The 20,464-nt window shown below is 55.4% G+C and carries 12 protein-coding genes; 9 read left to right on the top strand and 3 right to left on the bottom strand.

The window, feature by feature from the left end; all coding sequences use genetic code 11:
* The first annotated feature begins 132 nt into the window (after window positions 1–132).
* Complete coding sequence (gene gyrA / locus CU081_RS11535; RefSeq protein ID WP_058647509.1) at window positions 133–2,769, top strand: DNA topoisomerase (ATP-hydrolyzing) subunit A; 2,637 nt, start codon at window positions 133–135, stop codon at window positions 2,767–2,769.
* A gap of 135 nt (window positions 2,770–2,904) precedes the next feature.
* The gene (gene rcsC, locus CU081_RS11545) at window positions 2,905–5,751 is read left to right on the top strand and encodes a two-component system sensor histidine kinase RcsC (RefSeq protein WP_022651523.1); all 2,847 of its coding nucleotides are present in this window, start codon (window positions 2,905–2,907) and stop codon (window positions 5,749–5,751) included.
* Window positions 5,752–5,862: 111 nt separating this feature from the next.
* Here rcsC and rcsB read toward each other — a convergent pair whose 3' ends face one another.
* A complete protein-coding gene (gene rcsB / locus CU081_RS11550) occupies window positions 5,863–6,513 on the bottom strand; it encodes a response regulator transcription factor RcsB (protein ID WP_003859405.1) in 651 nt (216 codons plus the stop codon).
* 16 nt (window positions 6,514–6,529) lie between these two features.
* Window positions 6,530–9,202 carry a phosphotransferase RcsD gene (gene rcsD, locus CU081_RS11555; RefSeq protein WP_003859403.1) on the bottom strand — a complete coding sequence of 891 codons (2,673 nt, stop codon included), beginning with the start codon at window positions 9,200–9,202 and terminating at the stop codon, window positions 6,530–6,532.
* A 744-nt stretch (window positions 9,203–9,946) separates the two neighbouring features.
* Here rcsD and CU081_RS11560 point away from each other — a divergent pair.
* The 6 genes from CU081_RS11560 to mgtE all read left to right on the top strand — a co-directional run bounded on the left by CU081_RS11560 (window position 9,947) and on the right by mgtE (window position 17,289).
* Window positions 9,947–11,041 (top strand): porin OmpC, encoded by a 1,095-nt coding sequence (locus tag CU081_RS11560; protein ID WP_003859401.1) that lies wholly within the window; start codon window positions 9,947–9,949, stop codon window positions 11,039–11,041.
* Window positions 11,042–11,155: 114 nt separating this feature from the next.
* Window positions 11,156–12,211 (top strand): FAD:protein FMN transferase ApbE, encoded by a 1,056-nt coding sequence (gene apbE / locus CU081_RS11565; protein ID WP_003859399.1) that lies wholly within the window; start codon window positions 11,156–11,158, stop codon window positions 12,209–12,211.
* A 72-nt stretch (window positions 12,212–12,283) separates the two neighbouring features.
* Window positions 12,284–13,342, top strand: coding sequence for a bifunctional DNA-binding transcriptional regulator/O6-methylguanine-DNA methyltransferase Ada (ada, locus tag CU081_RS11570; protein ID WP_003859397.1), 1,059 nt, complete (start codon window positions 12,284–12,286; stop codon window positions 13,340–13,342).
* Window positions 13,342–13,992: a DNA oxidative demethylase AlkB gene (gene alkB / locus CU081_RS11575; RefSeq protein ID WP_003859395.1), complete on the top strand. Its 651-nt coding sequence runs from the start codon at window positions 13,342–13,344 to the stop codon at window positions 13,990–13,992. The genes ada and alkB overlap by 1 nt, the downstream gene beginning before the upstream one ends.
* Window positions 13,993–14,068: 76 nt before the next feature.
* Window positions 14,069–15,712, top strand: coding sequence for a multidrug ABC transporter permease/ATP-binding protein (locus CU081_RS11580; protein ID WP_003859392.1), 1,644 nt, complete (start codon window positions 14,069–14,071; stop codon window positions 15,710–15,712).
* 140 nt (window positions 15,713–15,852) lie between these two features.
* Window positions 15,853–17,289, top strand: a complete 1,437-nt coding sequence (mgtE, locus tag CU081_RS11585) for a magnesium transporter (protein ID WP_003859390.1) — start codon at window positions 15,853–15,855, stop codon at window positions 17,287–17,289.
* On the opposite strand, the gene CU081_RS11590 is transcribed toward mgtE, so the two are convergent.
* Window positions 17,252–18,547, bottom strand: a complete 1,296-nt coding sequence (locus tag CU081_RS11590; protein WP_032645730.1) for a SulP family inorganic anion transporter — start codon at window positions 18,545–18,547, stop codon at window positions 17,252–17,254. The two genes, mgtE and CU081_RS11590, sit on opposite strands and share 38 nt — an antisense overlap.
* Window positions 18,548–18,734: 187 nt before the next feature.
* Between CU081_RS11590 and mqo the strand changes: the two genes are divergently transcribed.
* Window positions 18,735–20,384 (top strand): malate dehydrogenase (quinone), encoded by a 1,650-nt coding sequence (mqo, locus tag CU081_RS11595; protein ID WP_003859385.1) that lies wholly within the window; start codon window positions 18,735–18,737, stop codon window positions 20,382–20,384.
* Window positions 20,385–20,464 lie beyond the last annotated feature (80 nt).

Raw genomic sequence — 20,464 nt, forward strand, 5'->3', positions numbered from 1 at the left:
CTTATTTAGCAAGACAAATGAGTATATCAGGCAATCCCTGTGAATAAAGCGTATAGGTTTACCTGTATCACCGCGGCTGTGTTATAATTTGCGACCTTTGAATCCGGGATACAGTAGAGGGATAGCGGTTAGATGAGCGACCTTGCGAGAGAAATTACACCGGTTAACATCGAGGAAGAGCTGAAAAGCTCCTATCTGGACTATGCGATGTCGGTCATTGTTGGCCGTGCGCTGCCGGACGTCCGCGATGGCCTGAAGCCGGTACACCGTCGCGTACTATACGCCATGAACGTATTGGGCAATGACTGGAATAAAGCCTACAAAAAATCTGCCCGTGTCGTTGGTGACGTAATCGGTAAATACCATCCTCATGGTGATTTAGCGGTGTACGACACCATTGTCCGTATGGCGCAGCCCTTCTCGCTGCGTTACATGCTGGTAGATGGTCAGGGTAACTTTGGTTCTATCGACGGCGACTCCGCCGCGGCAATGCGTTATACGGAAATCCGTCTGGCGAAGATTGCCCATGAGCTGATGGCTGACCTGGAAAAAGAGACGGTTGATTTCGTTGATAACTACGACGGCACGGAAAAAATTCCTGACGTCATGCCAACGAAGATCCCAAACCTGCTGGTGAACGGTTCGTCCGGTATCGCCGTCGGTATGGCAACCAACATTCCGCCGCACAATATCACGGAAGTGATCAACGGCTGCCTGGCCTACATTGACGATGAAGACATCAGCATTGAAGGGCTGATGGAACACATCCCGGGCCCGGACTTCCCGACGGCGGCAATCATCAATGGCCGTCGCGGTATTGAAGAAGCGTACCGTACCGGTCGCGGCAAGATTTACATCCGTGCCCGCGCCGAAGTGGAAGCGGACGCCAAAACCGGCCGTGAAACCATTATTGTTCACGAGATCCCGTATCAGGTGAACAAAGCGCGACTGATTGAAAAAATCGCCGAGCTGGTAAAAGAAAAACGCGTTGAAGGCATCAGCGCGCTGCGTGACGAGTCTGACAAAGACGGTATGCGCATCGTGATTGAAATCAAGCGCGACGCGGTGGGTGAAGTTGTGTTGAACAACCTTTACTCCCAGACTCAGCTTCAGGTCTCCTTCGGTATCAACATGGTTGCGCTGCACCATGGCCAGCCGAAGATCATGAACCTGAAAGAGATCCTGAGCGCGTTCGTGCGTCACCGCCGTGAAGTGGTGACTCGCCGTACCATCTTCGAACTGCGCAAAGCGCGCGACCGTGCCCATATCCTTGAAGCACTGGCCGTTGCGCTGGCGAACATCGACCCGATCATCGAGCTGATCCGCCGTGCGCCGACGCCAGCAGAAGCGAAGGCGTCGCTGGTTGCGCGTTCATGGGATCTGGGCAACGTGGCGGCGATGCTGGAACGTGCCGGCGATGACGCTGCGCGTCCTGAGTGGCTGGAGCCGGAATTCGGCGTGCGTGACGGTAAGTACTACCTGACTGAACAGCAGGCCCAGGCGATTCTGGATCTGCGTTTGCAGAAACTGACCGGCCTTGAGCATGAAAAACTGCTCGACGAGTACAAAGAGCTGCTGGAGCAGATTGCCGAGCTGCTGCATATCCTGGGTAGCGCAGAGCGCCTGATGGAAGTGATCCGTGAAGAGCTGGAGCTGGTTCGCGATCAGTTCGGCGACGAGCGTCGCACCGAAATCACGGCCAACAGCTCTGATATCAACATTGAAGATCTGATCAACCGCGAAGACGTGGTAGTGACGCTGTCTCACCAGGGCTACGTGAAGTATCAGCCGTTGACCGACTACGAAGCTCAGCGTCGGGGCGGTAAAGGCAAATCTGCGGCGCGTATTAAAGAAGAAGACTTCATTGATCGTCTGCTGGTGGCGAACACCCATGACACGATCCTCTGCTTCTCCAGCCGGGGCCGTCTGTACTGGATGAAAGTCTATCAGCTGCCGGAAGCAAGCCGTGGCGCGCGTGGACGTCCAATCGTCAACCTGCTGCCGCTGGAAGCGAACGAACGTATCACCGCCATTCTGCCAGTACGCGAGTACGAAGAGGGCGTGAACGTCTTTATGGCGACCGCGAGCGGTACCGTGAAGAAAACCGCACTGACCGAGTTCAGCCGTCCACGTTCTGCCGGGATTATCGCGGTGAACCTGAACGAAGGCGACGAACTGATCGGCGTGGATCTGACGTCCGGTTCTGATGAAGTGATGCTCTTCTCTGCCGCCGGTAAAGTGGTGCGCTTTAAAGAGAACGCCGTGCGCGCAATGGGTCGTACGGCGACCGGCGTGCGTGGTATCAAGCTGGCGGGTGAAGACTCCGTTGTTTCCCTGATCGTTCCTCGTGGCGAAGGCGCAATCCTGACCGTCACCCAGAACGGCTACGGTAAACGTACGGCGGAAAGCGAATACCCGACCAAGTCTCGCGGCACGCAGGGCGTTATCTCCATCAAAGTGACCGAGCGCAACGGTTCCGTTGTTGGCGCGGTGCAGGTGGACGACGCGGACCAGATCATGATGATCACCGATGCCGGTACGCTGGTGCGTACCCGCGTGTCAGAGATCAGCGTGGTAGGTCGTAACACCCAGGGCGTTATCCTCATCCGCACTGCGGAAGATGAAAACGTCGTCGGTCTGCAACGCGTTGCTGAGCCGGTGGATGACGAAGAGCTCGACTCTATCGACGGCAGCGTCGCGGAAGGGGATGATGAAATCGCCCCGGAAGCGGACATCGATGATGAAGCAGCGGATGACGCTGACGAGTAACGTCTCCTGACGCTTAAAGGGCCGGTTTCCGGCCCTTTTGTTTTGCGCAAGCAGACAAGTGAACGTTGCGACAAGCCGCGTTTACCGCTACCTTAACCACATTCTTTTTGACCCCGACGGCGGAGCCTCGCCCCTTTGAAATACCTCGTCTCCTTTCGTACCACGTTAAAAGTCTCCCGCTATCTGTTTCGGGCGCTTGCGCTACTGCTATGGTTGCTGGTGGCACTGCTCTCGGTGTTTTACATCGTTAACGCGTTACACCAGAAAGAAGCGGAGATCCGCCAGGAGTTTAATTTGAGCTCGGATCAGGCTCAGCGCTATATCCAGCGTACGTCTGACGTGATGAAAGAGCTTAAGTATATTGCTGAGAATCGACTGACGGCGGAGAACGGCATTCTTGCCATCCGCGGTCGGGATGAAAAAACCGAAGTGCCTGATTTCGAACCGCTCTTCCCGGATTCCGATTGTTCCGCCATGGGCAAAGCCTGGCGTGGTTCACTGGAGTCCCTGTCATGGTTTATGCGCTACTGGCGCGATAACTTCTCGGCCGCTTACGATCTGAACCGTGTCTACCTGATTAGCAACGAAAATCTCTGCATGGCAGATTTCGGCCTGCGGGATATGCCCGTCGAACGTGAAGACGCGTTGAAAAGCCTGCATGAGCGCATAGTGAAATACCGCAATGCGCCTCAGGAAGAGCGCGGGAACAACATCTTCTGGATAAGCCAGGGGCCGCGCATGGGGGTCGGCTATTTCTATGCCCTGACTCCGGTTTACCTCGGAAACCGCCTGCAAGCGCTGCTGGGGATTGAACAAACCATCCGCATGGAAAACTTCTTCACGCCGGGCAGTCTGCCGATGGGCGTGACCATTCTGGATGAAAACGGCCATCCGCTCATCTCCCTTACCGGGCCTGAAAACCGCCTGAAGGTGGAACCCAGCTGGATGCAGGAGCGGTCATGGTTTGGCTATACCTCCGGGTTCCGCGAGCTGGTGCTCAAGAAAAGTTTACCGCCATCGTCGCTGAGCATTGTCTACTCGCTGCCGGTGGATAAGGTGCTGGAGCGCATTCGCATCCTGATCCTTAACGCCATTTTGTTGAACATCGCGGTAGGTGTCGCGCTGTTTATGCTGGCGAGAATGTATGAGCGGCGGATCTTTATTCCGGCGGAGGCGGATGCTCAGCGTCTGGAGGAGCACGAGCAGTTTAACCGTAAAATTGTCGCCTCGGCACCGGTGGGGATCTGCATCCTGCGTACTCAGGACGGGACAAATATCCTCAGTAACGAGCTTGCCCATAACTACCTGAACATGCTAACGCATGAAGACCGTCAGCGGTTAACGCAGATCATCTGTGGGCAACAGGTTAACTTTGTGGATGTGCTGACCAGCACCCACACCAACCTGCAAATCAGCTTTGTCCATTCGCGCTACCGTAATGAAAACGTGGCGATTTGCGTGCTGGTGGACGTCTCTGCGCGCGTGAAAATGGAAGAGTCGTTGCAGGATATGGCGCAGGCGGCGGAGCAGGCCAGTCAGTCGAAATCGATGTTCCTCGCGACCGTCAGTCATGAGCTGCGTACGCCGCTGTACGGTATTATCGGTAACCTCGATCTGCTCCAGACCAAAGAGCTGCCGAAAGGGGTCGACCGGCTGGTGACGGCCATGAACAACTCGTCCAGCCTGCTGCTGAAAATCATCAGCGATATTCTCGACTTCTCTAAAATTGAATCCGAGCAGTTGAAAATAGAGCCGCGCGAGTTCTCCCCGCGCGAGGTGATGAACCATATCTGCGCTAACTATCTGCCGCTGGTGGTGCGTAAACAGCTTGGGCTGTACTGCTTTATCGAGCCGGATGTGCCCCTGACGCTGCATGGCGATCCGATGCGTCTGCAACAGGTCATCTCAAACCTGCTGAGCAACGCCATCAAATTCACCGATATCGGCTGTATTGTGCTGCACGTCTGTCGGGCAGGGGAGTACCTGACCATTCGCGTGCGCGACACGGGGGTGGGGATTCCGGCGAAAGAAGTTGTTCGCCTGTTCGATCCGTTCTTCCAGGTGGGAACCGGCGTCCAGCGTAATTTCCAGGGGACCGGGCTTGGTCTGGCTATTTGCGAGAAGCTTATCAGCATGATGGACGGGGATATCTCTGTCGATACTGAGCCGGGTATGGGCAGCCAGTTCACCATTCGTATTCCGCTCTATTCGGCGCATTATCCGGCGAAAACCACGGTCGACGGCCTGAGCGATAAGCACTGCTGGCTGGCGGTGCACAACGCCTCCTTACATGATTTCCTGACCTCAATGCTGACCAGCAGCGGCGTGCGGGTTTCGCGCTACGAAGGCCAGACGCCGGGCGCGGATGACATGCTGATCACCGACGTTGAGCCGGAACAGGCGTGGGCGGGGCGCGGCGTGGTGATGTTCTGCCGCCGTCATATCGGTATTCCGCTTGAGCGTTCGCCTGGGGTATGGGTGCACAGCGTGGCGACACCGCACGAGCTGTTGGGCTTGCTGGCGCGCATTTACAGCGTGCAGCTTGAAGACAGCGACGGCGCCACCGTGCTGGCTTCCCCTGATGAGCTGGCGTCGGTGAATGACGATATGATGATTCTGGTCGTCGACGATCATCCGATTAACCGTCGTCTGCTCGCAGACCAGCTTGGCTCTCTGGGCTATCAGTGTAAAACGGCCAATGATGGCGTGGATGCCCTGAATGTCTTAAGTAAGAACCATATTGATATTGTGCTCAGCGATGTGAACATGCCTAACATGGACGGCTACCGTCTGACGCAGCGTATCCGGCAGCTGGGGCTGACGCTGCCGGTGGTGGGGGTGACAGCCAACGCGCTGGCGGAGGAGAAGCAGCGCTGTCTGGAGTCGGGAATGGACAGCTGCCTGTCGAAGCCGGTCACGCTGGATGTACTGAAGCAGACGCTATCCGTCTATGCGGAGCGGGTACGAAAAGCGAGACAATAAAAAAGGCCCGAAAGGGCCTTTTTTATGTGCCCGGCGGCGCTGCGCTTGCGCGGGCCTGCGGGGTTTGTAGGCCGGGTAAGCGCGAGCGCCACCCGGCATAGACAGCGAGGATCAGTCTTTGTCCGTTGCGCTCAGCGTCACGGAAGAGAGATAGTTCAGCAGGGCGATATCGTTATCCACACCCAGCTTCATCATCGCGGATTTTTTCTGGCTACTGATGGTTTTAATACTGCGGTTCAGCTTCTTGGCGATTTCAGTGACCAGGAAACCTTCAGCGAACAGACGCAGAACTTCACTCTCTTTAGGCGAGAGACGCTTGTCGCCATAACCACCCGCGCTGATTTTTTCAAGCAGGCGTGAGACGCTCTCAGGAGTGAATTTCTTCCCTTTCTGTAGCGCCGCCAGCGCTTTTGGCAGATCGGTAGGTGCGCCTTGTTTCAGCACAATCCCTTCAATATCGAGATCCAGAACGGCGCTCAGGATCGCCGGGTTATTGTTCATGGTCAGAACAATGATCGAAATGTCCGGGAAGTGGCGTTTAATGTATTTGATGAGCGTGATCCCATCACCGTATTTATCTCCAGGCATGGAGAGATCGGTAATGAGCACGTGCGCATCAAGTTTAGGCAGGTTGTTAATGAGGGCTGTGGAATCTTCAAATTCACCGACTACATTCACCCACTCGATCTGTTCAAGTGATTTGCGAATACCGAACAGTACAATCGGATGGTCATCGGCAATAATTACGTTCATATTGTTCATGTATAAGGCTACCTTGCTACAGCAAGCTCTTGACGTAAGCGTCAATGTCGCTGATGTATTTTTCAATGCCAGAGGCATCTTTCTCACGAATTAGATGTTCCAGCGTTTCACATAACTGCTTGCCGGGAACCAGATTAAGCATGGCAAACACCCCTTTAAGCCGGTGTGCTGTCTGTGCCAGCGCTGCAAAATCCTGCGCAGCGGACTCAGTATACAACCGCTTAACATCATCTGGTACTGTATCAACGAAGAGCGAATAATATCCGCTGGCATGGAGTTCGGCATTTTCATCGCCGCCTAACGGTGACTCCAGGATCTCTTCCTGCGCCAGATTCTCTTCAATCAGTTGTAATACAGCTTCCTGCATTGCATTGCTCATATTAAAGTTGACGCGCAGCTGCCCAGGGCCGATTTTCCGCACGCCTGGCTCATCATCGCTTAAAAGCAAGCCTGAGGCAGTAAGATTAGACGGATTATCAGTTAAAAATAGATCAAATTCTTGACTCGCGAGCCTTTCGTCCGGGGTAATGCAGGACGCACCCCAGTTTTCCAGCTGACGTACGACGATATTTCGGATCTCACTGGAGGTCACATCCACCATCACCACCACATCGTCCAGCAGACGCTCTTCATCCTCTTCCTGTGGATTCGCCGCCATTTTAACGTGTAAAGAGTAGCGGGTGCCGAGGGATTCGCGCGCCTTAATGTTCAGATGACCGCCCAGCTTACGCGCCAGCTGATCGCAAAGCCAGAAGGTGAGGGCATTCGCCTTACCGTAGTGGTCGCGCTGGGTATCGTTCAGGAACGGGAAGTGCAGGTTATCAATTTCGCTCACGGTCACGCCTTCGCCCGTATCCAGGATGCGGAACGTCAGACGATCGTCGGTGGACTCATCGGTGCTGACTTCAAGGGTGATCTTGCCGATCTGCGTCGTGGTGACGGCATACTGAATCAACATCATCAGGATGCGACGCAGGGCATCGCGATCGCCATGACGTTCGTCGTTGGCCGGTAAATGGTTGTTGATCAGCAGCTGGAGTCCCTTGCGCTTGATCACCGGCAGGACTTCCGGCACCACCTCATCAATCAGGTCCTGGATGGAGAAGAGCGTAGGGGTGCCCTTCCAGATGTCATTCTCCAGCATGTTCGCAAGCTGGATTTCGTCCACCAGACGAACCAGTGAATCGGCCTGGCTGCTTAGCTGTCGGCTTTCTGGCGTGCTCAGATCAGCAATCTGCGTGGCGAGTGACTTCAACGGCTGTTTAAAGGCATCGCCAATATTTTGCATAAACGCGGCGCGGCCATGCTGGTTTTTCTCGTACAGCCTTTGCGCCTGCTTGAGCTTTTTATTCACCAGCACTTCGCGATCCTGATCGCGAATGATGAAGATTTGCGTGCGCGACGCGACCTGACTGCGGAACTGACGGATCTCATACAGTTCATTATTAATGGTGGCCTGGATGACACCCTGATGCTGGTCCGCCATGGCCGTAATATTTTGCAGGTTAAGATGCGGCAGAAGGTGATCGGCAATTTTATTGCTCATTACCGTGCGGTTTGCCTCCTGATCGTGAACGAGCACCCCAAGCGGCAGCACGGAAATAATCTCTTCATTCAGGGCACGAAGAATGCGCAGTTCGTTGCTGGTCCCGGCTGATACCGACGTCGAGTCGCTCTGGCGGCCCGACTGGAAACGGAAGGTGCTGTAACCAAACAGCGCCAGCGCCAGCAGGCCGATATTCAGCAGCAGCGGCAGCAGAATGTTTTGCAGAGTATCAAGCATCAGGGTGCCAAAAGGCACCTGCCACACCAGACGCATACCGGTTGAGTTGAGCGATGAGGCAATCTCAATCTTTGAGCCATTAAATGAGATCGCTACGCTGTCCGCGCCTTCTTTATCCGACGGCGAGCGCATATTTTGGGTGCTATTGTCTGGCTCCAGACGGAAGCTGTCCAGCGGCATATCCGGTGGGATGAGATCGTTAATCGGCAGGTCGAAGGCAACCACGGTCGCCAGATGGCCCGGCTGGTTAAAGGTGGTTCGCAGCGTAAAGTAGTGACCATTCTGCCAGGCAAGACGGCGTAATGACGAGAAACTTTCGCGCTCGTCCAGCGCGTTGGCCTGTTGCAGCATTTCTGCCCGACGGGAATCGACAATACTGCCAACGGTGGTCTCTTTAAAGCCCGACGAGAGATCCTTAAGCGGCAGGGTTGAGATCAGGATCATGCTGTTGTCCTGACCGTTCAGGTAATACATTGACCACGGTACGGTCTCGGCGCCCCACAGGGTGTCCAGATAGGAGGAGATCCGCTGCGTCATCTCAAGCGTTGCGCTGTCGTGCGAGCCGAAAATCAGGGCTTCCGTCTTGCGCTGCGGTTTTTCAAGGTAATACACATCCTGCTTAAGGCGCGTTTCCTGCAACCCTTCGCCTGATGAGGTGGCGGGCGCGGCAGCGATATTGTCGTAGATTTGCCAGGTCGCATAGCGCCACGTATCAATGCGCTTATGCACCGCATGGGTGATATCGACGATTTGATAGCTTTTATCTTTAAGCCAGGTGTTAACGGCGCTCTGGATCATCACTCCCATTGTGACTAACAGCACAACGATCAACAGAAGAAAGAAACGGGTGATGCTGCCCGGTAGAAGGGAGAATTTGCTCGGGGCGGTAGTTTCAGTCTGACTCATCGATGTGTTTAACCCGTAATGGCCGCGCGGTAATGGGATAGGGCAGTATAAAGGGTAATAACTGAATTTCCAGCGTCGTTATCGGTATAACCTTGACTTTTTATCCGGGTAACCGGCTTCAACGTCCCCGGGTGAAAGGTGTACAAAACCCCGTGAAATGTATAAATACGCCGTCGCACCGGCAGAAAAATAGCACGAATAAACAAGAAATTAATTTCGATAGCATAAAAACAATTAAGTGCAAGCCGTATTCGGGATTTAGTTAATAGTCGTTATCATTACCCAGCGGTAGCACATTAAATGTAGGTTGACGTAAAGAAAGGTAAAAAAAAAACCGAATGCGAAGCATCCGGTTCAATTAGGGATAAACAGACATTCAGAACTGAATGACGGTAATAAATAAAGTTAATGATGATAGCGAGGGTTATTTTAGTGGTGTTGAAGGGAATTTTTTTGTCATTCAGTGCTGTACTGTTTTTTACGGCAATTTGCTGAATTTAATGCGATATATTTTTGTTTTGATTATCCGTGCTATATTTTTAAACTATTAATGCTCTGTAAAAGTTCCTCCAAATTTACAAATTGAAACATCTTGATGGCAAAGTGAAACATCTTCAAAGTTTTCGTATCATATTCCTGTTGGATTATTCTGCATTTTTGAGGAGAATGAACTTGCCGACTGGTTAAGAGGGTTGACCAGTAAGCAGTGGTAAATAATAAGGCATATAACAGAGGGTTAATAAAATGAAAGTTAAAGTACTGTCCCTCCTGGTACCAGCTCTGCTGGTGGCAGGCGCAGCAAATGCGGCTGAAATTTATAACAAAGACGGCAACAAATTAGATCTGTACGGTAAAGTGGATGGCCTGCACTATTTCTCTGATGACGACAGTGCAGACGGCGACCAGACCTACATGCGTCTGGGCTTCAAAGGCGAAACTCAGGTTAACGACCAGCTGACCGGTTACGGCCAGTGGGAATACCAGATCCAGGGTAACTCTGGTGAGAACGAAAACAACTCATGGACGCGTGTGGCGTTCGCAGGTCTGAAATTCGCTGATGCGGGTTCATTCGACTATGGTCGTAACTACGGCGTTGTTTACGATGTAACTTCCTGGACCGACGTTCTGCCGGAATTCGGCGGCGATACCTACGGTTCTGACAACTTCATGCAGCAGCGTGGTAACGGCTTCGCGACCTACCGTAACCAGGACTTCTTCGGTCTGGTTGATGGTCTGAACTTCGCGTTGCAGTACCAGGGTAAAAACGGCAGCGCAAGCGGCGAAGGCCAGACCAACAACGGTCGTGAGGCACTGCGTCAGAACGGTGATGGCTACGGCGGCTCTCTGACCTATGATCTGGGCGAAGGCTTCGCTATCGGTACGGCAGTCACCAGTTCTAAACGTACTGCTGACCAGAACGCTGCGGGCTACTACGGTGAAGGCGATCGCGCAGAGACCTACACCGGTGGTCTGAAATATGACGCGAACAACATCTACCTGGCTGCACAGTATACTCAGACTTACAACGCGACCCGTGCGGGCGACCTGGGCTGGGCTAACAAAGCGCAGAACTTCGAAGTGGTTGCGCAGTATCAGTTCGACTTCGGTCTGCGTCCATCCGTGGCATACCTGCAATCTAAAGGTAAGGACCTGGAAAACGGCTACGGCGACCAGGATCTGCTGAAATATGTTGATGTTGGCGCGACTTACTACTTCAACAAAAACATGTCCACCTACGTTGATTACAAAATCAACCTGGTTGATGAGAACGACTTCACTCGCGCAGCAGGTATCGGTACTGACGATATCGTCGCGCTGGGTCTGGTTTACCAGTTCTAATTGCTCATACAGCGACAAAGGGGCCATCAGGCCCCTTTTTTCATGCTTTTTTAGGGTCTTACAAATACGCTGTTTTAGTGTACTCTTGCCGCCCTGGCATGAGGATAATAACCAATGGATATGACTTTTTTACGCGCCAGCGTTCTGGCGACTTTTTTACTCCTGACCGCGTGTGACTCTTCCACACAGCCCGCAAAAATCGACGCACCCGCCGCGACGGTGCTGGAAGGGAAAACCATGGGGACCTTCTGGCGCGTCAGCGTGATGGATATTGATAAATCCCGCGCTGAAGAATTACGCGGTAAAATTCAGGCGCAGCTGGATGCCGACGATCAGCTACTCTCTACCTATAAAAATGACTCAGCGCTGATGCGTTTCAATCGCTCCAGCAGCACCTCGCTGTGGCCGGTGAGCGAAGCAATGGCCGATATCGTCACGGAAGCCATGCGCGTGGGCTACAAAACCAACGGCGCAATGGATGTGACCGTGGGGCCGCTGGTGAACCTGTGGGGATTTGGCCCCAACAAGCAGCCGGTGACTACACCCGATCAAGCCGCCATCGACGACGCCCGCGCGCGTACAGGGTTACAGCATCTGACGGTGATCTCCCAGTATGGTCAGCAATACCTGCAAAAAGATATTCCCGACCTGTTTGTGGATCTCTCCACGGTAGGCGAGGGGTATGCTGCGGATCATCTCGCGGCCCTGATGGCGCAGGAAGGCATTCCCCGTTATCTGGTTTCCGTCGGGGGCGCGCTCGTCAGCCGGGGCATGAACGCCAGCGGCAGGCCGTGGCGAGTGGCCATCCAAAAACCAACCGATCAGCAGAACGCGGTGCAGGCGATTGTCGACATCAACGGGCACGGTATAAGCACCTCCGGAAGCTACCGCAACTATTACGAGCTGGATGGCAAACGTATCTCGCACGTGATTGATCCGCAAACCGGACGTCCGATTACCCACAACCTGGTGTCCGTGACGGTGATAGCCCCAACCGCGCTGGAAGCGGATGCCTGGGATACCGGATTGATGGTGCTCGGCACGGAGAAGGCCAAAGAGGTGGTGCGTCAGGAAGGGCTGGCCGTCTATATGATCACCAAAGAGGCTGACGGATTTAAAACCTGGAGTTCGCCGCAGTTCAATAGCTTCCTGGTGAGCGAAAAAAATTAAAAAGCAAGGTTGCGGGTTTTTGTTCGGTGGCGTTCAGGCAAGCTGAGCGTATGCTTGTAAGAGGAGCCGATGATGAAAAACACAACCTATCTTACCGATGAGGATCGCTGGCAGGCCGTACTGGTCCGCGATCCGCGTGCGGATAACCAGTTTGTCTTTGCCGTGCAGACGACCGGCATTTATTGTCGTCCGTCCTGCCGCGCCCGCCACGCGCTGCGTAAAAATGTCTGCTTTTATCCTGATGCTCACCAGGCCGCGCAGGCGGGTTTCCGCCCCTGTAAGCGCTGTAGGCCGGACCAGGTCGACCCTATGGCGCAGAAAAAGGCCAACATTGCGCTGGCCTGTCGACTGCTTGAACAGGATGCCGCGCTGAACCTGGAGGCACTGGCGCAGCAGGTTGCCATGAGTCCGTTCCATTTCCACCGCTTGTTTAAATCCTTCACCGGCATGACGCCGAAAGCATGGCAGCAGGCCGCGCGTGAACAACGCCTGCGCAGCCTGCTTGCACAGGGCGGTAAAATCACCGACGCCGTACTGGCCGCTGGCTTCCCGGACGGCAGCAGCTACTACCGTAAAGCCAATGGCGCGCTGGGCATGACGGCAAAACAGTACCGCAACGGAGAGGCTGCGGTCCGCTATGCCATCAGTGATTGCTCGCTGGGCCGCTGTCTGGTGGCCGAAAGCGAGCGCGGGATCTGCGCAATACTGCTGGGTGATGACGATGCCGGGCTGACGGCTGAACTGCTGTCACTGTTTCCGCTTGCCGTCCGTGAACCGATGGAAGGCGCGTTTGCCGGGCGTGTTCGTCAGGTTATTGCCTCTGTCGACAGCCGCGCGACGCCGCTGACGCTGCCGCTGGATATCCGTGGTACCGCCTTCCAGCAGCAGGTCTGGCAGGCGCTGCGGGATATCCCCTGCGGTAAAACGGCAAGCTATCAGCAGGTGGCGAAGGCCATTGGTAAACCCAATGCCGTACGTGCCGTGGCGGGGGCCTGCGGTGCCAACAAACTGGCGATAGTCATCCCCTGTCACCGCGTGGTGCGTAACGACGGTGCGCTGTCGGGTTATCGCTGGGGAGCAGCGCGTAAGATGCTATTGTTGAAACGTGAGGCGAACAACCCGGAGGGATAATGCTCGATCTTTTTGCTGATGCTGAACCCTGGCACGAGCCGCTCGCGCCGGGGGCGACGATCCTGAGACGCTTCGCGCTTTCCCGCGCGGCGGCGCTGTTCGACGGTATTGATGCCGTTACCGCTTGTTCGCCGTTTCGCCATATGGTTACGCCGGGCGGGTATACCATGTCCGTGGCGATGACCAACTGCGGCGAACTGGGATGGGCGACGAATGAGCGGGGCTATGTATATGCCGCGAACGATCCGCTGACGGATCAGCCGTGGCCGCCGATGCCGGAGGCGTTTCAGGCGCTGTGTCATGACGCCGCCGTGGCGGCCGGCTATCCTGATTTTCGACCCGATGCCTGTCTTATCAACCGCTATGCCGTTGGGGCAAAGCTCTCCTTGCATCAGGATAAGGACGAGCCGGACCTGCGCGCGCCGATTGTCTCGGTATCCCTTGGGCTGCCCGCTGTCTTTCAGTTTGGCGGCCTGCGGCGCAACGACCCGCTCAAACGGCTGATGCTGGAGCATGGTGATGTGGTGGTCTGGGGCGGTGAATCACGGCTTTTTTACCACGGTATTCAGCCGCTTAAACCTGGCGATCACCCGGTGGCGGGGGCATTTCGCTACAACCTCACGTTCCGTCAGGCGGCATACAGAGAATAAAAATAAGAATTATTCTTGATGTGTGTGAAAGGCAGTTTACACTGCTGGCTGATTTTTCTTGTCCGGATTGCTCTGCATGCAACTACTTCTTCTTGTCTGGCGGCAGTATCGCTGGCCTTTTATCGCGGTGATGGCGTTAAGCCTTGCCAGCGCGGCGCTGGGGATCGGCCTGATTGCCTTCATTAACGTGCGTTTGATCGAAATGGTCGACACGTCACTCTCCGTCCTGCCGGAATTTTTGGGTTTACTGCTGCTGCTGATGGCAGTCACGCTCGGGTCACAGCTGGCGCTGACCGCGCTCGGCCACCACTTCGTTTTCCGTCTGCGCAGTGAGTTCATCAAACGGATCCTTGATACTCAAGTGGAGCGCATCGAACAGCTGGGAAGTGCTTCTCTGCTGGCGGGGCTGACCAGCGATGTGCGCGCCATTACCATCGCCTTTGTGCGCCTGCCGGAGCTGGTGCAGGGGATCATCCTGACCTTTGGCTCGGCAGCCTATCTCGCCTGGCTCTCCAGCAAAATGCTGGCGGTAACGGCGCTGTGGATTGTTATTACCATCTGGGGCGGGTTCCTGCTGGTATCACGCGTCTATAAGCACATGGCGGTGCTGCGCGAAACGGAAGACAAGCTCTATAACGATTACCAGACGGTGCTGGAAGGGCGTAAAGAGCTGACGCTGAACCGCGAGCGCGCCGAACATATCTTCAACCATCTCTATATCCCGGATGCGCACGAATATCGTCATCACATTATTCGCGCCGATACGTTCCACCTGAGCGCCGTGAACTGGTCCAACATCATGATGCTGGGCGCGATTGGCCTGGTGTTCTGGATGGCGAACAGCCTGGGGTGGGCGGATACCAACGTGGCGGCAACCTACTCCCTGACGCTGCTGTTTTTACGCACGCCGCTGCTGTCGGCCGTTGGCGCACTGCCGACGCTGCTGAGCGCACAGGTGGCCTTCAACAAGCTGAAGAAGTTCGACCTTGCGCCGTTTAAGGCTGAGTTCCCGCGCCCGCAGGCCTTCCCGAACTGGCAAACGCTGGAGCTGCGTAACGTTACCTTCCGCTATCAGGATAACGCCTTCTCAGTGGGGCCGATCAACCTGACCATTCACCGCGGCGAACTGCTGTTCCTGATCGGCGGTAACGGCAGCGGCAAATCCACGCTGGCGATGCTGCTGACGGGCCTCTACCAGCCGCAGTCGGGTGAAATTTTGCTGGATGGTAAAGCGCTGAGCGCGGAGAAACCGGAGGACTACCGCAAGCTCTTCTCGGCGGTATTTACCGACGTCTGGCTGTTCGACCGGCTGCTGGGACCGGAAGGGCAGCAGGCGGATCCGGCGCTGGTGGAGAAGTGGCTTGCGCACCTGCAAATGTCGCACAAGCTGGAGCTTCAGGATGGCAAAATCCTGAATCTCAAGCTGTCGAAAGGGCAGAAGAAGCGCGTGGCGCTGCTGCTGGCGCTGGCCGAAGAGCGCGACATCATCCTTCTGGATGAATGGGCCGCCGATCAGGACCCGCACTTCCGTCGCGAGTTTTATCAGGTCCTGCTGCCGCTGATGCAGGCGATGGGAAAAACCATTTTTGCCATCAGCCATGACGATCACTACTTCATTCACGCCGACCGTCTGCTGGAGATGCGCGACGGCAAGCTGAGCGAGCTGACCGGCGATGAGCGCGATGCGGCGTCACGGGACGCGGTGGCGCGTACGGCCTGATTGCAATTGTGCCGGGTGAACCCCGGCACACTAATTTTTCATATATGCCGTTTTTTTCTCCATCCCGACCCGCCGTTTATTCTTATTTACATATCCCCGCGCTATGCTTAACGCCAACTCATTTAATGGATTTATGATTGATGTCGGTATTAAAGAAAAACAGCGCCAGGCAGCGTGACCAGGAGCGTGCGCGGCTCATCTGGCTCCTGACGACCGATAAAGCGGTCACGTCAACGTTATTGGGTAAGCTAACCCTGGCTGAGCAATATGATGTCGGCACGCTGGCCGACGATATTGCTGAGGTAGGTGCGCTGGTTGCACATTTACCACCTCCGGATCTGGCGGACACCCTTGAGGCATTGCCTTCCGAGGAGCGCCATGCCCTGTGGCGGCTGGTGCAGGATCACGAGCGCGGTCAGGTGCTGCTGGAAGCCTCGGAAAACGTCTGGGATGACCTTATCGATGAGATGAGCGACCGGGACATTCTTGACGCTCTGCAAACGCTGGATATCGACGAGCAGATCTACCTCGTTCAGCATCTTCCGCGAAACCTGACCGGACGCCTGCTGGCTTCCCTGCCTGCCGAAGAGCGGGCGCGCGTGCGTCAGGTGATGCACTACGAGAAAAACAGCGTCGGCGCGATCATGGAGTTTGGCGTCATCACCGTGCGTCCGGACGTCACCCTGGGGACGGTGCAGCGCTATCTTCGTCGCCTGGGCAGTATGCCGGACAACACCGATAAACTGTTCGTCACCTCGCGGGATAAAACCCTGCTCGGGGAGCTGGAGCTGAAAACGATCCTGCTGAACAGCGCCCAGCAGCGGGTGAGTGAGGTCATGGAAACCGAGCCGATGGTCTTCTCGCCGGAAGACGATGCCGAAAAAGCGGCGCGTACTTTCGAACGTGATGACCTGGTGAGCGCGGCGGTGGTGGATTCGGTGGGCAAGCTGATGGGGCGTCTGACCATCGATGAGATCGTTGACGTGGTCTATGAAGAGACCGATAACGACCTGCGAGCCCTTGGCGGGATCAGTGCCGAAGACGATGTTCATGCCTCCGTCGGCAAGGCCGTCAAAACCCGCTGGGCGTGGCTCGCCATCAATTTATGCACCGCGTTCGTGGCGTCCCGCGTTATTGACGGCTTCGAACATACCATTTCCCAGCTGGTGGCCCTGGCGTCGCTGATGCCGATTGTGGCGGGGATCGGCGGGAACACCGGCAACCAGACTATCACCATGATCGTTCGCGCCCTGGCGCTGGAAAACATTCAGCCGGGTAATTTTTCGTGGCTGATTTTCAGGGAGATGGGCGTCGCGCTGATTAACGGCCTGGTCTGGGGCGGCATCATGGGCGGCATTACCTGGTGGCTGTACGATGATATGGCGCTGGGCGGGGTCATGATGCTGGCGATGGTGCTGAACCTGCTGGTGGCGGCGATGATGGGCGTGATTATCCCATTGACGATGACCCGGCTGGGGCGCGACCCCGCGGTGGGGTCGAGCGTGATGATCACCGCCATTACCGATACCGGCGGTTTCTTTATTTTTCTTGGACTGGCGACGATTTTTCTTCTGTAGCCAGTGCTTTTTGCTTAAGTCGGGCAGGGAGGATGAACATCATCACAATCCCGCCCAGCACGCCAATCGCCAGGTTGCCGGTGTAAACCGTTGCCACAACCGTCACCAGCATCACGACGGTTTCAGCCACCGGCGCGTTTTTCAGCGTTCCGGGCTGAACGCTATGCCAGCTAAAGGTCTTGACGGCCACAATGGCCATAATACCCGCCAGTACCGCCATCGGGATTTTGGCCATCACCTCGCTGAGCGCCGTAACCAGCACCAGCAGTACGATACCCGCCGCAAGGGTGGAGATACGGCTTCTGCCTTTCCCCATCTCCACGTTTACGATGGTCTGCCCAATCATCGCGCAGCCCGCAATGCCACCGTAGAACCCGGCCATAATATTCCCCACGCCCAGACCGATGCTCTCGCGACGCTTACTGGAGGGGGTAGCGGTCAGTTCATCCACCAGTTTTGCCGTCAGCAAGGATTCCAGCAGGCCAACGAAAGCGATACTTAGCGCGCACGGCCAGATAATGCTCAGGGTTTCCAGATTGAGCGGCACCAGCAGTTGCGTAAAGCCCGGCAAACCGCCGCTCATGGAGCCTTCATCCCCTACCGTCGGCAGAATTTGCCCGCTGGTGACGGTGAACAAAGTCAGCAGCACAATGGCAATCAGCGGGGAGGGCACGCTTTTGATATAGCGTGGCACCCACAGCACAATCAGCAGCGTCAGCACGAACAGGCCCACAATCACCGGGCTTCGGCTCCAGAAATGGGGCACCTGGGCAAAGAAAATCAAAATGCCAAGGGCGTTAACAAACCCGGTCATCACCGACTGGGGAATAAAACGCATCAGCCGCGCCATACCCAGCGCGCCGAACAGGATCTGAATCATGCCTGCCATCACCACCGCGGGCAGAATGTACTGTACGCCGTGTTGATGGACCATCGGGCCAATCACCAGCGCGACGGAACCTGCCGCCGCCGTCACCATGGCCGGACGCCCGCCGAGCAGGGAAAGGGCGAAACAGAGCACCACGGAGGCGATAAGACTCACTTTCGGATCCACGCCCGCGACCACGGAAAACGAAATCACTTCCGGGATCAGCGCCAGCGCGGTAATCACACCGGCCAGGGTTTCGCGCATCAGACGGTGAGGCGAACGTAAAACAGTGGCGACATGGCCTTCTTGAGGTACAGACGAGTGGGGTAATGACATAACAATTCGCTGGTAGGGGCAGGCTTCCGTGCGCGCGATCACAAAGTGCAGCATCATAGCCAGGAAAATCGTCGGGTGCCAGCCTGTCTGCCAAAACCCTACAAACAATCCATCATTAAATTTCACAATTACAATAATTTCGTAACCTTTAAACAATATTTAAAAGTTGCTACCGTGCCACCGCAGCGTGTTTCACCTGTAATTTCCACGCATCAAGCACTATTCAACTAAGGCATAAATGATGAAAAAAATGACTGCCGTGCTCTTTTCTCTGGCCGTGGGGCTGAACGCCGTCTCGCTGGCGGCGAAGGCTGACGCACCAAAAGAGCAGGAAACGGATGTCCTTTTAATTGGTGGCGGCATCATGAGCGCCACGCTGGGAACGTATCTTCAGGAATTAGAGCCGAACTGGTCCATGACCATGGTCGAGCGCCTCGATGGCGTGGCACAGGAAAGCTCTAACGGCTGGAATAACGCCGGGACGGGGCACTCGGCACTCATGGAACTGAACTATACGCCGCAGAAAAAGGACGGTTCCATTAGTATCGAGAAGGCGGTAGAGATCAACGAAGCGTTCCAGATCTCACGTCAGTTCTGGTCTCACCAGGTGAACAGCGGTGTGTTGCACAATCCGCACTCCTTCATCAACACCGTACCGCACATGAGCTTTGTGTGGGGCGATCAAAACGTCAACTTCCTGCGCGCGCGCTACGCTGCCCTGCAACAGAGCACGCTTTTCCGCGGGATGAAATACTCTGAAGATCACGCTCAAATCAAAGAGTGGGCGCCGCTGGTCATGGAAGGCCGCGATCCGAACCAGAAAGTGGCGGCGACCCGCACTGAAATTGGTACTGACGTTAACTACGGTGAAATCACCCGTCAGCTGGTGGCCTCTCTGAAGAAAAAAGAGAACTTTAACCTGCAACTCAGCTCCGAAGTGCGTGGTTTCAAGCGCAATGCGGATAACAGCTGGAGCGTGACCGTTGCCGATCTGAAAAACAACGAAGCCGAACATGTGATTAAGGCCAAGTTCGTGTTTATCGGTGCGGGCGGCGCAGCGCTGAAACTGTTGCAGGAGTCCGGTATTCCGGAAGCGGACGACTACGCCGGCTTCCCGGTTGGCGGCCAGTTCCTTGTGTCGGAAAACCCGGAAGTGGTTAACCGTCATCTGGCGAAAGTGTACGGTCAGGCCTCTGTGGGCGCACCACCGATGTCCGTTCCGCATATCGACACCCGCATGCTGGACGGTAAGCGTGTAGTGCTGTTCGGGCCGTTCGCCACATTCTCCACCAAGTTCCTGAAAAACGGTTCCCTGTGGGATCTGTTGAGCGCGACCACAACGTCAAACGTCAAGCCAATGATGGACGTGGGGCTGGATAACTTCGATCTGGTGAAATACCTGATTAGCCAGGTGATGCTCTCTGATGAAGAACGCTTCGAGGCGCTGAAAGAGTACTATCCGCAGGCGAAGAAAGAAGACTGGCGTCTGTGGCAGGCAGGTCAGCGTGTGCAGATCATCAAACGCGATCCGAAAGAGGGCGGCGTGTTGCGTCTGGGTACCGAAGTGGTAAGCGATAAGGATGGCACCATTGCCGCGCTGCTGGGGGCATCTCCGGGGGCGTCTACCGCTGCGCCAATCATGCTGCACCTGATGGAAAAAGTGTTTAAGGACAAAGTATCCAGCCCGGAATGGCAGGCGAAGCTGAAAACCATTATTCCATCCTACGGTACGAAGCTGAACGGTAACGTTGAGGCCACGGAACAAGAGCTGGAATACACCAGCCGCGTTCTGCAACTGCAATACGTCAAACCGCAGGCTGCGGATGCTGCGCCAAAGGCAGAGCTGAAGCCTCAGGCGGAAAGCAAGCCGGTAGCGGATATCGCGCTGTAAGATAAACGCAAAACGGTAACATCCGTTACCGTTTCTAGTGTTTTCTCCCTCTCCCTGTGGGAGAGGGTTGGGGTGAGGGT

This window comes from Enterobacter sp. CRENT-193 (genome assembly GCF_002787395.1).
In the GTDB taxonomy this organism is placed as follows: Bacteria; Pseudomonadota; Gammaproteobacteria; order Enterobacterales; family Enterobacteriaceae; genus Enterobacter; species Enterobacter hormaechei_C.